The sequence below is a fragment of the Rathayibacter sp. YIM 133350 genome, assembly GCF_037404875.1.
Classification (GTDB): domain Bacteria; phylum Actinomycetota; class Actinomycetes; order Actinomycetales; family Microbacteriaceae; genus Orlajensenia.
The window spans coordinates 19224-31762 of record NZ_JBBELO010000035.1 but is presented as its reverse complement, the minus strand read 5'-3'; the positions used below and the strand labels follow the sequence as shown (position 1 = coordinate 31762).

Below are 12539 nucleotides of genomic sequence, written 5' to 3'. Positions count from 1 at the left end.
GTCCGGGTCTGTGGAAAGGATGTCCGTGTCACTGTTCAGTGCGGAGGAGTCGTACGACGCGACGCCGCTGCCCCCACGACGCTCGCGTGCCTCGCGGGTGGGCTGGGTGCTCATCGGTGTCGCCGTGGTCATTCTCATCGTGCTCGGCGTGGCTCCCTCCCCCTATGTGATCGATCAGCCCGGACCGGTCTACGACACGCTGGGTTCGGTCACGCACGACGGCAAGAAGGTGCCGCTCATCAGCGTTCCCGACCAGCAGACCTACCCGACGAAGGGGGCGCTCGACCTTCTCACGGTCTCTCAGGTCGGCAACCCCGAGCAGCGGCCCGACTGGTTCCAGGTCGCCAGTGCCTGGTTCGACCCGAGCAAGGCCGTCATCCCCATCGACGTGGCCTTCCCGCCGAACGTCTCCACCGACGAGGTGAACCAGCAGAGCCAGGCGCAGATGGTGGACTCGCAGCAGGATGCCATCGCCGCAGCCCTGCTCCACCTCGGCTATGACTTCCCCCGCGACGTCACGGTGGGCGGGGTCTCGAAGGGTTCGCCCGCCGATGGGGTGCTGAAGAAGGACGACGTGATCACGTCGCTCAACGGCACTCCGGTGCACGACATCGACGCGCTGCGGGCCGCCGTCGCCGACAACGGAACCGACAAGCCGGCGCAGGTGGGCATCGAACGCGCCGGTGCGGCATCCGTCGTCGAGGTGACGCCGACGACCGTCGGCAAGCAGGTGGTGCTCGGCGTGGGGGTCGGCATGGACTACACCTTCCCGTTCGAGGTCGACATCCAGCTCGACAACGTGGGCGGTCCGAGCGCCGGGCAGATGTTCGCCCTCGGCATCATCGACACCCTCACCCCGGGCGCCCTCACGGGCGGCAAGCACATCGCCGGAACCGGCACGATCGACTCCGCCGGCGACGTCGGCGCCATCGGCGGCATCCGCCAGAAGATGTTCGGCGCGAAGGATGCCGGCGCGCGGTACTTCCTGGCGCCGGAGTCCAACTGCGACGAGGTCGTCGGCCACGTTCCGAGCGGCCTGACGGTGTTCGCCGTCAAGACCCTCGACGACTCGCTTGCCGCGCTCGATGCCATCTCGACGGGCGCACCGACGGATGCCCTGCCCACCTGCCGCTGAGCAGCATCCGCTGAGTATTCGCTGCAGATTCGCTGATGCGCCGGTGCTCGCCGCAGACGTTCATGCCGGTTGCCTAGGATGAGAAGACCGCCACACCCAACGACGAGCAAGAGGGCACAGTGACAACAGCCGCCGCCGATCGATCCGTCAGGCGCCGCCGCGCGCCTCTCATCATCACGATCGTCGTCGTGGCCGCGTTGGTGGTGGGGTTCTTCGTCTTCGCCGGCATCTACGCCGACGTGCTCTGGTACGACCAGCTCGGATTCCTCTCGGTTCTCACCACGCAGTGGTTCGCCGGTGCCGCCATGTTCGTCATCGGCTTCCTCGGCATGGCGGTGCCGACGTGGCTCGCCATCCAGATCGCCTATCGCTCGAGGCCGGTCTACGCGAAGCTCAACTCGCAGCTGGACCGCTACCAGCAGGTGATCGAGCCGCTGCGCCGGCTCGCGATGTGGGGCATCCCCGCCCTCCTCGGCCTCTTCGCCGGTGTCTCAACCGCATCGCGCTGGCAGACCACGGCGATGTGGCTGAACGGAACGCCGACGGGAACGAGCGACCCCCAGTTCCACCTCGACATCTCGTTCTACCTGTTCGACCTGCCCTTCTACCACGCGGTGCTCGGGTTCGCGTCGGCCGTCGTGCTGCTCGCGCTCATTCTCGGAGCGGCGACGAGCTACCTCTACGGCGCGGTGCGGGTCAGTGGACGCGAGGTGCTCATCTCGAAGTCGGCCCGCATCCAGATCGCCGTCACGGCGGGCATCTACCTGCTGCTGCAGGCCGTGAGCGTGTGGCTCGACCAGTACTCCACGCTGACCGCCCAGAACGCCAACGGCACCGGAGCCGCGTACACCGACGTGCACGCCACCATCCCCGGCCGCGCCATCCTGGCCGGCATCGCGCTCGTCGTGGCCATCCTGTTCTTCGTGACGGCGTTCATCGGCCGCTGGCGCTTTCCCCTCGTCGGCACGGCGCTGCTCATCGTCGCCGCGCTCATCCTCGGCTCGCTCTACCCCTGGGTCATGCAGCGCTTCCAGGTGGACCCCAGTGAGAAGACGCTCGAGGCGCCCTACATCCAGCGCAACATCGACGAGACCAGAACGGCGTTCGGCGTCGACACCGTCGAAGAGACGCCCTACAACGCGAAGACGGATGCCGAGCCCGGCGCCCTGCGCGCCGACGCCGACACCACGGCGAGCATCCGCATCCTCGACCCGGCGATCGTGACCGACAGTTACAAGCAACTCGAGCAGTTCCGCCAGTACTACCAGTTCCCGCAGTACCTCGACGTGGACCGCTACACGATCGACGGCAAGAGCCAGGATGCCGTGGTCGCGGTGCGCGACCTCGACCTCGACGGCCTCGGCGACGCCAACACGTGGGTCAACAGCTCGGTGGTCTACACGCACGGCTACGGCATGGTGGCCGCCTACGGCAACCAGCGCTCTCCCGACGGCCAGCCGGTGTTCCTGGAGTCGGGCATCCCGTCGACGGGTGCCCTGGGCAAGTTCGAGCCGCGCGTCTACTTCGGCGAGAACTCGCCGGCGTACTCGATCGTCGGAGCGCCGAAGGGCGCGACCCCCGTCGAACTGGACTACCCGTCGGGCGACCAGGGTGCCGACCAGAAGTACACGACCTTCGACGGCGACGGCGGCCCCAAGCTCGACAACGTCTTCAAGAAGCTCGTGTACGCGCTCAAGTTCCAGTCCGAGCAGATCTTCCTCTCGGACTCCGTGAACGACAAGTCGCAGATTCTCTACGACCGCGACCCGAAGACGCGCGTGCAGAAGGTCGCCCCATACCTCACGCTCGACGCCGACCCCTACCCCTCCGTCGTCGACGGACGTATCGTCTGGATCGTCGACGGCTACACGACGAGCGACAACTACCCGTACTCGAACAAGCTCAGCATGGGCAAGGCCATCGCCGACACCGAGACGCCAGCGCCCACCTTCGCGATCGACAGCATCAACTACATCCGCAACTCGGTTAAGGCAACGGTCGACGCGTACGACGGCAAGGTCACGCTGTACGCCTGGGACGACAAGGATCCGCTGCTGAAGACCTGGCAGAAGATCTATCCGTCCACGGTCAAGCCGCTCTCGGCCATGTCGGGGCAGCTGATGAGCCACGTGCGCTACCCGGCCGACATGTTCAAGGTTCAGCGCGCGGTTCTCGGGCGCTACCACGTGACCGATGCGGCATCCTTCTACTCGCGCAACGACGCCTGGGTCTCGCCCGACGACCCGACGGGCGAGCAGGCCGACACCCTGCAGCCGCCGTACTTCCTGACGATGCAGATGCCCGGCCAGAACGCGCCGACCTTCTCGCTGTACTCCACCTTCATCCCCGAGTCGAAGGGAACGAAGTCGCGTAACGTGCTGACCGGCTACCTGGCCGCGGATGCCGATGCCGGCAGCGAAGCGGGCAAGAAGTCTGCCGACTTCGGCAAGCTGAGGCTGCTCACGCTTCCGAAGGACGACACGGTGCCGAGCCCTGGTCTCGTTCAGGCCAACTTCAACGCCGACCCCAGCGTCTCGTCTCAACTGAACCTGCTGCGACAGGGCTCGTCGAAGGTCATCAACGGAAACCTGCTGACGCTCCCCGTCGGAGGCGGCCTCCTCTACGTGCAGCCGGTCTACGTGCAGTCGAAGGGCAACGCGAGCTACCCACTGCTGCAGAAGGTGCTGGTGTCGTTCGGCGACCAGATCGCCTTCCAGGACACCCTCGACCAGGCGCTCGACGTGATCTTCGGTGGCGACTCCGGTGCGGATGCGGGCGACCAGGGCGCTGACACCGGCACTCCGCCGGCCGATGGCTCGACGACACCGCCGGCTACGGGAACGGACACCGGAACCGGCACGCCGACGACCGGCGACGCCGCGACCGACGCACAGCTGAAGGAGCTCGGCAACCAGGCCCGGCAGGCCCTGAAGGACAAGCAGGATGCCCTCACCGCGGGCGACTGGGCGGCATACGGCGTCGCAGACGCGAAGCTCGCCGACATCGTCTCGAAGATGGTCTCCCTGCTGAACGGATGAACGTGAGCACCGACCTCAGCGGCGGCGAATGGCTCGAGAACAATCGGGCCAACTGGGACGAGCGCGTTCCCGTGCACCTCGCCAGCGGTTTCGAGCACTACGACCAGGAGCCGCTGCGCAACGGCAGGGGAGTGCTCGATCCCGTCGTCGCCGCTGAGATCGCGCAGCTGTATCCGGACGGACTCGCGGGCCTGCGGGTGCTGCACCTGCAGTGCCACTTCGGCTCGGACACGCTCTCCCTCGCGCTGCAGGGCGCCACCGTCGTCGGCCTGGACTTCTCCCGGCCCGCGGTGCAGGAGGCGCGGCGCATGGCGGCCGAGATCGGCCTGGCGGATCGGGCTCGATTCATCGAGGCCAATGTCTACGACGCTCGCCACATGCTTCCCGAGCCGGAATCGTTCGACCTCGTCTTCACGACCTGGGGCACCATCGGCTGGCTGCCTGACGTGCGCGAGTGGGCGCGCATCATCTCCTGGTTCCTGAAGCCGGATGGCCGTTTCTACTTCGCCGACGGCCATCCGGCGGCGTGGGTGTTCGACGGCGAGGGCGGCCCCGACCGCCTGCCGCAGTTCGCGTATCCCTACCTGTCGGAGGGGCCCGACGTCATCGAGGAACCGGGCGACTACGCGGACGCGAACGTCGTGCTCGCGAACGCGCGCACGTGGGAGTGGGCGCATCCGCTCTCCGAGGTCTACGGCGCCCTGACGGATGCCGGCCTCGGCATCCGCTCGCTGCACGAGCACTACGAGGTGCCGTTCCGCATGTTCCCGGTGCTCGAAGAGAAGCGCCCCGGCATGTGGGGCTGGCCGCAGCAGCAGTGGCTGCCGCTCGCGTACTCGCTCGTCGCGACCCCCCAGCCCTGATCGATCTCCCCGACTTGCCACTCTTTGCGGGTTCGCGGCGCCGCGAAGCCACGAAAAGTGGCAAGTCGGCAGGTACTGAAACGCCCGGGAATCGTGTTCCGCCGCCTCGATTTGGAGGCGGCTTAAGGCCGTGTTAAGCTAATACCAGTGACGCGGGGTGGAGCAGTTCGGTAGCTCGCTGGGCTCATAACCCAGAGGTCGTAGGTTCAAATCCTGCCCCCGCAACCATAAAGTCCCGGAAACTCAAGGGTTTCCGGGACTTTTTTTGTAGGCACAACTTGATCCAGTCATCGAAAACTCATCACAAACCCCTCCACCACGCCGCCTCGGCGCGAAGCGACTCCGTTATAGCGCTGTCCGTTCCGGATGGGCCCGGACGTTCAGGCCGAGGGTGCGCACCTACCCGGCATGAACACTTCGGATGCCGCACCCGCCGGGCTGTGGGAACTCGAGCCGCTGCTCGACGTCAACGAGCTGGCCGCGTACCTGCACGTGCCGGTCTCGACTGTGTACGACTGGCGCACCCATGGCCATGGGCCACGGGCCTACCGGTTCGGCAAGCACCTCAAGTTCGCCGTCTCCGACGTGCGGATCTGGATGGAGCAGATGCGCGAACCCGCGCACTCGTCGTCCCCAGCGCAAGGGAGGCGAACCGATAAGTCGTCCACGCCAGACGATCGGCACCTTCGGTGAGATCAGCTTCGCCACCTCGACGGGCGGCCGCACGATCGCGCGCTGCCGCCCGACCGGGCCTGGGACTTCATGTGCCCGCCAGCGTTCCAGCGAAACTGTTCTGGTCCGCCACCGTCTACGACCTCGCTAGCCGCTGCCTCATTGACAACGAGCAGCAGCGCGGTGACCGCGGATCCGGGACACGGAACTCGTCTACAACGACGACGGCTCAGTCGACCTGTACTTCGGACCTACCGCCCCGGAAGCGGGGGAGACCAACTGGGCGCAGACCATTCCCGGAAAGCACTGATTCTCCTACTTCCGGTTCTACGGGCCGCCGGAGCCCTACTTCGACCGCAGCTGGAAACTCGGCGACATCACCCGCGTCAACCAGGCGCAGCTCGAACAGGTGCGCCTCCTCGCACGAGTAGGGAGGGGGGAGTTCGGGCTACCTGAGCGTGGACGCGACTCCGGCCCGTCGTAAGGCGTCGGCTTGTGATCGCCAAAAGTCTTGCGCGACCCGTGTGGTGGGGAACATCTGATCGAATCCGTGGAATGCGCCGGGGATGACATGGAGTTCGCACTCCGCTCCGGTCTCGATAAGGCGGCGTGCGTATTCCACGTCTTCGTCGTGGAAGATGTCCACTGTTCCGACACCGATCCACGCGGGCGGCAATCCGGTCAGATCCGCTCGGCGGGCTGGCGCGGCGTAGTCGGACACTTCGTCGCTGCCTGGGGGGACACCGAGATAGGTTGCCCATCCGTAATGGTTGCTTTTGGCAGTCCAGCCCCGTGCATTGCGGGTGTCGTGGTCGGTGCGTGCGGCGGTGCGGTCATCGAGCATCGGATAGACGAGCAGCTGAAGGGCGGCTGGGGACATGCCGCGGTCGTGCGCGTAGAGGACGAGCGCGGCCGCGATTCCGCCTCCGGCGCTGGCGCCGCCGATCGCCAGCCGACCGGCATCGATCCCGAACTCGCTGGCCCGTTCGATGACAGCCTCGAGTGCCGTGTAACAGTCTTGGACCGAGGCTGGTGCTGGGGCGTCTGCGCCGAGCCTGTAGCGGACGGCCGCGACGGCGATGCCGAGTTCACGGACGAAGGCGATGTTGGAGCGGTCGTCCTGCTCAGGGGTGCCGAAAAGGTGACCTCCGCCATGTATCCACAGCAGGACGGGAACCGGCCCGGCAGGACTAGTTGGTCTGATCAGGTGCAGGGACACGCTCGAGGAGATCCCGATCTCGTCGATGCGAACCCCCGGACCGGGATTCGTGGTCTTGGGTTTCTGACGGCGCATGAGCGGTGCGAGCCGCGGGCCGAAGGAGAATCGGGGGATAAACCGAGCGCGGGCGAGCTCGGGGTCGTAAGGGGTCGTCTTCGTCATCATCAGTTCCTCTACCAGACCCGGTCGCCACGGATGGCGGCATCACTGCCGCCGTCGATGAAGACGACCTGCCCGCAGAGATGGCTGTTCTCCTCGCTGGCCAGCCAAACGAGAAGGCGTGCGGGCACGAGCGCGTCTGCGAATCCGTTCAATGGCATCGGAACGGCGCGGGCGACCATGTCCCGCCCATGCTCAGACGACAGCGCCTCGCTCATCATCGGGGTGGACACGACACCCGGCGCGATCGCGTTGAGAGGAATTCCCGCGCCCGCCCAGTCGGCGGTGATGGAGGAACGGCGGATCCACCGGGCGAATGCCGCCTTGCTCGAGGGGTAGATCAGCATCCCCGTCGCCATGGGATCGGTGGCCAGTTCGGCGGCACGCTCGAGGGCGGCCGTCTCATCGCCGGCGATGAAGCTATCGATCAGCGCTTCGTCGCCGGGGGTGATGCTCGCGAACGAGGCCACACCCACCGCGCGAGGGGAAGCTGATCCCGCAAGGAGTGGCCGCAGTCCTTCGAGGGTGGATACCATGCCGAAGTAGTTCACGGACGCCGTCGCCGGGATGGGGGCCGCCAGTCCGGCCACAGCGATGATCGAGTCGATGGACCCGCCTGCCCTTGCCCGAACCTCCTCGATCATGCGTTTCCGGTCTGCCGGTGACGTCAGGTCGACCTGGACCTCAGCGTCGTGGAGGTCAACCCCGATGACGACTTCGCCGCGGCTTTCCAAGAGTTGCTTGGTTGCCAACCCGATCCCGGATGCTGCACCGGTAACCACGTTGATTCTTGGCATCTGCTGTCTCCTTCGACATCGTTCGCGCCATTGATGGGACGTTGGAGAGAAGCGTACATCGATGTGCGTTTCACCTGTGCCTGATCGCGCCATACTTGGGGGCATGTCATCCTCGGGACCGCCGCATCGCAGAAAGGACGCAGCGCGGAACAGAGCCGCATTGCTCGCCGCCGCTGGCGAGATCTTCGAGCGCGACGGAATCGGTGCACCTTTGGAGGACATCGCGACTGCGGCCGGTCTGAGCCGCGCAAGTCTCGCTCGACATTTCCCAAGTCGCGAAGACCTCATCGCGGCACTGTGGGAGGCCGACGTCATCGCTCTCGAATCAACGGCCGAATCAGTCAAAGAACTGCCCGACGGCCTCATCCGCCTCTTCGACGCCGTGGTCGGTCGGCAGGTGGATCGGCGATCGATTCGTCCGACGCCGAATCAGCTCCAGCACGGAGACCTCGATCAGATAGCAAGTCGCCTCGCGGCAGCTATTCAGGAGACTCTTCCCGCGGCCAGACGATCGGGATGTGCGCGAGGCGGACTGGACCTGGCAGACGTCATGCTGGCGATCGAGATGTGCGCTGACGTGATCACGTCTCCACCAGAGCGTGAGAGGCGCGCCGGACGTTGGCGCTCCTCACGCATACTCATCCTCCCCGGAATCGTCTCGTCCGAATGGATCGCCGAGCACCCGGAGCTCCTGGATAGACCGATTGCCCCATAGCCAGGACCAAACGTCCGGATTTCATACCAGGGTCGGGCGAAACAGCCTTCCAAACTAGACCCCGGGTTGATGTGGCGAGGCCGGGTGATCTCTAGCGTGAGATGCATGATCGAAATCCAGAACTTGAGTAAGCGCTACGGCGAGAAGTTGGCGGTGAACGACATCTCGTTCACCGTCGAGCCGGGTATCGTGACGGGCTTCCTCGGCCCGAACGGCGCAGGCAAGTCAACGACGATGCGCATGATCGTCGGGCTTGACCGGCCCACGTCCGGCGGGGTCACCGTCAACGGCAAGCGCTATGCGGAGCATCACGACCCGCTGCACCAGGTGGGGTCGTTGTTGGAGGCCAAGGCCGTCCACACCGGCCGCAGCGCCTACAACCACCTGCTGGCTCTCGCCGCGACCCACTCGATTCCGAAGTCCCGGGTGCACGAGGTCATCGAGATGACCGGCCTCGAGAAGGTCGCCGGCAAGCGTGTCGGAGGCTTTTCCCTCGGCATGGGGCAGCGCCTCGGGATCGCAGCAGCCCTGCTCGGCGACCCGAAGACCCTGATCCTCGACGAGCCCGTGAACGGTCTCGACCCCGACGGCGTGCTGTGGGTGCGGCAGCTGACCCGCTACCTCGCCTCGCAAGGCCGGACGGTCTTCCTCTCCAGCCACCTGATGAGCGAGATGGCACTCACGGCCGACCACGTCATCGTTCTGGGCCGTGGCCGGGTACTCGCGGATGCCCCCATGGCGGACCTCATCGGGCGTGCCGGAACCAACCGGGTCACCGTGCGCACCCCCTCCCCAGATGCTCTCGCTGCGGCGATCGCGGGACCCGACGTCACGGTCACGCAGCTGCCCGACGGCGCCCTCTCGGTCGAGGGGATCGACGCTCAACGGATCGGCGAGGCTGCGTTCCTCGCCGGCGTGCAGCTGTATGAGCTGTCGCCGGTGCGGGCGAGCCTGGAACAGGCGTACCTGGAACTGACCCAAGATGAAGTCGAGTACCGAGCGGAGGTGGCAGCGTGATGACGACGGCAACCGTGTATTCCGCGCCCACGACCAACAAGAACCCCCTCAGCGCAGCCGGCGTCGTCCGGTCCGAATGGATCAAGCTGCGCACCATCCGCTCCACCCTGTGGTGCTACGGACTGCTCGTGCTCCTCGTGGTCGGGATCGGCACCCTGATCGCTGTTCTCACCGATTTCGGCGGCGGGTCTATCACGGGCGAGGCCGCCGGGTCGATCGTGGTCTCGATCACGACTGCCGGTTTGAACGTCGCCGTGCTGATCGTGGCTGTTCTTGGTGCGCTGATCATCACCGGTGAGTACGCGACCGGCATGATCCGCTCGACCTTCGCAGCCGTCCCGCTTCGGACCGGTGCGCTGGCGGCCAAAGCCATCGTGCTGGCGGTCAGTACCTTTGTGGCAACGTCAGTCGGCATCTGGCTGACCGCCCTGGTGACGTGGCCCATCCTGTCGGGCAAGGGCGTCGAGGTCCCGTTGGGCGACCCGGCCGTGTTCATGCCGATGCTGGGCGGGGCCGTGTACGTGACGATGATCGCACTGCTCGCCTTCGGGTTCGGCACGATCCTTCGCAGCACCGCGGGAGCACTGGCCACGGTGCTCGGCCTGATCATGGTCGCCCCGATCATCCTGCAGTTGCTCGGCGGGCTCACGCACGCGGACTGGGTCAACACCGTCAGCGCGCTGCTCCCGCAGAACGCGGGCAGCGAGCTCTACACGTTCGACGGTCAGGGCAGCGGAATCCCCGCCCCGGTAACCTCGGACGGACTCGACCTGAACGGTTGGGGCGGATTCGGTGTCCTCGCCGCGTGGGATGCCGTCGTGCTGGGCTTCGCCCTGATTCTGGTGAAGCGCCGCGACGCGTGACCGAACCGCAGAAGCCGCAGCTCTCCGCCGTCGATCCTTTCGACGGGGCAGAGCTGCGGCTTCCGCGCGAACCCGGTGTGATCCGAAGCTCTTGGGCCCGGCATCCCCGGCTGTCCGACACCCTCATCGCACTCTTCTGGGGACTCCTGGCCGCAACCGGGGCCGCTAGCCTCGAACGCGAAACTTCGGTCTCCGTGTGGGCCACCATCGCCACTCTCTTTCTGATTGCGGTCAGTGTGGCTGGGTTCTACGTCCGGCGCACCCGGCCGTTGTTGACGGTCGCGTTGAGCGGGGCGGTGATCCTCGCCTCTATCTGGTCGCCGGATGACGTGGTGCTCGCACCTGCCGTGTTCGCCGTGTATTCGGTTCCGATCCACCGTTCCGCCAGGGCGGGATGGATCGCGGCAGCAGGCGTCGAAGCGGCAGCCATCGTGGCTTCCCTCATCGGCGAGTATCTGCCGCGCTCGAGCAGCGGCATCAACCCGTTCAACCCCGCCGAGGGAGCCGGCCTGTCGGTGTTCTCGTCCGTGCTCGCGTTCTCCATCCAGTTCGGCGTGATCCTGGCGCTAGCTCTCGCGATCGGCATCAACGTCGGCAACCGTCGGCGGTACCTATCGGCACTGGTCGACAGGGCTCGTCAGCTGGCCGTGGAACGTGACCAGCGGGGGCAGCTTGCCGCGGCGGCGGAACGGGCTCGTATCGCCCGGGAGATGCACGACATCGTGTCCCACAGCCTGACCGTGATGATCGCTCTCTCCGAAGGGTCGGCTGCCGCCGCTGAACCGGCTGCCCCGGAAGCTGCAGCCGCGATGCGCAGAGCGGCCGATACCGGACGTGACGCGATGACCGACATGCGCCGCATGCTGGGAGTCCTCGGCGGCGACACCGACGCTCAAATCGCCCCGCAACCCGGCTTCGCCGACTTGCCAGAACTCATCGAGCAGTTCCGAGCCCTCGGCATCCCCGTCACCTACCGACTCGACGATGTCGAGACCCCGGATCCGATCGTGCAACTGGCCGTCCACCGCGTCGTGCAAGAAGCCCTCACGAACACGTTGCGTTACGCCCACGGGCCTTCGCAGGTGACCGTGCGCATCGGCGTGGACCACGGGTCCCTGATCGTCGCCGTCACCGACAACGGCATGGCGGGCTTCCCCACCAAACCCGCAGGCACCGGACGAGGACTCCTGGGCCTGCGAGAACGCGTCACCGCCCTCGGAGGAACCCTCGCCGCCGGCCCTATCGAAAACGGCCACGGCTGGCGAGTGGAAGCACGACTGCCCCTGAACGAAGAAACGGACACACCCGCCCGATGATCAGAATCCTAATCGCCGACGACCAGGAACTGATCCGCCTCGGCTTCCGGATGGCACTCACCGCACAGCCCGACATCGAAGTCGTCGCAGAAGCCAGTGACGGCGCCCAAGCAGTCGAGGAAGCCCGCCGCACCCGACCCGACATCATCCTGATGGACGTACGGATGCCCCACGTCGACGGCATCGCCGCAACCGCCGCCATCACGAAAGCACTTCCCAACACACGAGTGCTGATCCTGACGACCTTCGACCTCGACGAATACGCCTTCGCCGGGCTCCGCGCCGGAGCGAGCGGGTTCATGCTCAAAGACTCCAAAGCCGACCAACTCGTCGACGCCATCCGCGCCGTCGCCGCCGGAGAAGCAGTCATCTCACCCCGAATCACGCGCAGGATGCTCGACCTCTTCGGAACCCAGATCCCCACGGACAACGCCCAAAACGATCCGACCGCAGCCCTCAGCGCCCGCGAACGAGAAGTCCTGATCGCCATCGCCCAAGGCAAGAGCAACCCCGAGATCGCAGCCGAACTCTTCCTCAGCGAAGCCACCGTCAAGAGCCACGTCGGACGCGTGCTCGCCAAACTCGGCCTCCGCGACCGCATCCACGCCGTCATCTACGCCTACGAACACCGCCTCGTCGGCTGAGCGCTCGAGGACACAAGATTGTCCTGCGAACGCGGTGCTTGATCGATGCGCCCGGAGCTCACGGGTCATCATTTACTCACCCCTTTCATCCAGAACGGATG

11 protein-coding genes, 1 tRNA gene and 1 pseudogene are annotated in these 12539 nt (G+C 66.1%); 11 read left to right on the top strand and 2 right to left on the bottom strand.

Features of this window, described 5'->3' with window-relative positions:
* Positions 1-25 precede the first annotated feature (25 nt).
* The 6 genes and pseudogenes from WDJ51_RS14080 to WDJ51_RS15535 all read left to right on the top strand — a co-directional run bounded on the left by WDJ51_RS14080 (position 26) and on the right by WDJ51_RS15535 (position 6018).
* Positions 26-1135, top strand: coding sequence for a YlbL family protein (locus WDJ51_RS14080; protein ID WP_443218504.1), 1110 nt, complete (start codon positions 26-28; stop codon positions 1133-1135).
* 119 nt (positions 1136-1254) lie between these two features.
* Positions 1255-4173 (top strand): UPF0182 family membrane protein, encoded by a 2919-nt coding sequence (locus tag WDJ51_RS14075; protein WP_337853103.1) that lies wholly within the window; start codon positions 1255-1257, stop codon positions 4171-4173.
* A 2-nt stretch (positions 4174-4175) separates the two neighbouring features.
* Positions 4176-5036: a class I SAM-dependent methyltransferase gene (locus WDJ51_RS14070; protein WP_337853102.1), complete on the top strand. Its 861-nt coding sequence runs from the start codon at positions 4176-4178 to the stop codon at positions 5034-5036.
* Positions 5037-5187: 151 nt separating this feature from the next.
* Positions 5188-5264: transfer RNA gene (locus tag WDJ51_RS14065), tRNA-Met, on the top strand.
* A 180-nt stretch (positions 5265-5444) separates the two neighbouring features.
* Positions 5445-5729, top strand: a complete 285-nt coding sequence (locus WDJ51_RS14060; RefSeq protein WP_337853101.1) for a helix-turn-helix domain-containing protein — start codon at positions 5445-5447, stop codon at positions 5727-5729.
* A pseudogene (locus tag WDJ51_RS15535) lies at positions 5726-6018 on the top strand (DUF1214 domain-containing protein). Before WDJ51_RS14060 ends, WDJ51_RS15535 begins: the two are co-directional and overlap by 4 nt.
* Before the next feature lie 138 nt (positions 6019-6156).
* Here WDJ51_RS15535 and WDJ51_RS14045 read toward each other — a convergent pair.
* On the bottom strand, positions 6157-7089 hold the full coding sequence (locus tag WDJ51_RS14045; RefSeq protein WP_337853100.1) for an alpha/beta hydrolase: 933 nt from the start codon (positions 7087-7089) through the stop codon (positions 6157-6159).
* A gap of 11 nt (positions 7090-7100) precedes the next feature.
* Positions 7101-7883: an SDR family oxidoreductase gene (locus WDJ51_RS14040; RefSeq protein ID WP_337853099.1), complete on the bottom strand. Its 783-nt coding sequence runs from the start codon at positions 7881-7883 to the stop codon at positions 7101-7103.
* A gap of 103 nt (positions 7884-7986) precedes the next feature.
* Between WDJ51_RS14040 and WDJ51_RS14035 the strand changes: the two genes are divergently transcribed.
* The 5 genes from WDJ51_RS14035 to WDJ51_RS14015 all read left to right on the top strand — a co-directional run bounded on the left by WDJ51_RS14035 (position 7987) and on the right by WDJ51_RS14015 (position 12438).
* Positions 7987-8598 (top strand): TetR/AcrR family transcriptional regulator, encoded by a 612-nt coding sequence (locus WDJ51_RS14035; protein WP_337853098.1) that lies wholly within the window; start codon positions 7987-7989, stop codon positions 8596-8598.
* A gap of 105 nt (positions 8599-8703) precedes the next feature.
* A complete protein-coding gene (locus tag WDJ51_RS14030) occupies positions 8704-9615 on the top strand; it encodes an ABC transporter ATP-binding protein (RefSeq protein ID WP_337853097.1) in 912 nt (303 codons plus the stop codon).
* Entirely contained in the window at positions 9615-10478 is an 864-nt protein-coding gene (locus tag WDJ51_RS14025; protein WP_337853096.1) for an ABC transporter permease subunit, read from the top strand. Before WDJ51_RS14030 ends, WDJ51_RS14025 begins: the two co-directional genes overlap by 1 nt.
* Positions 10475-11794, top strand: a complete 1320-nt coding sequence (locus WDJ51_RS14020; protein WP_337853095.1) for a sensor histidine kinase — start codon at positions 10475-10477, stop codon at positions 11792-11794. Before WDJ51_RS14025 ends, WDJ51_RS14020 begins: the two co-directional genes overlap by 4 nt.
* Complete coding sequence (locus tag WDJ51_RS14015; RefSeq protein WP_337853094.1) at positions 11791-12438, top strand: response regulator transcription factor; 648 nt, start codon at positions 11791-11793, stop codon at positions 12436-12438. Before WDJ51_RS14020 ends, WDJ51_RS14015 begins: the two co-directional genes overlap by 4 nt.
* The last annotated feature ends 101 nt before the right edge of the window (positions 12439-12539 follow it).

Coding starts and splice junctions, on each gene's coding strand:
- WDJ51_RS14025 (WP_337853096.1), top strand. CDS start 9,615: ATGACGACGGCAACCGTGTATTCCGCGCCCACGACCAACAAGAACCCC.
- WDJ51_RS14060 (WP_337853101.1), top strand. CDS start 5,445: ATGAACACTTCGGATGCCGCACCCGCCGGGCTGTGGGAACTCGAGCCG.
- WDJ51_RS14030 (WP_337853097.1), top strand. CDS start 8,704: ATGATCGAAATCCAGAACTTGAGTAAGCGCTACGGCGAGAAGTTGGCG.
- WDJ51_RS14015 (WP_337853094.1), top strand. CDS start 11,791: ATGATCAGAATCCTAATCGCCGACGACCAGGAACTGATCCGCCTCGGC.
- WDJ51_RS14040 (WP_337853099.1), bottom strand. CDS start 7,883: ATGCCAAGAATCAACGTGGTTACCGGTGCAGCATCCGGGATCGGGTTG.
- WDJ51_RS14045 (WP_337853100.1), bottom strand. CDS start 7,089: ATGACGAAGACGACCCCTTACGACCCCGAGCTCGCCCGCGCTCGGTTT.
- WDJ51_RS14035 (WP_337853098.1), top strand. CDS start 7,987: ATGTCATCCTCGGGACCGCCGCATCGCAGAAAGGACGCAGCGCGGAAC.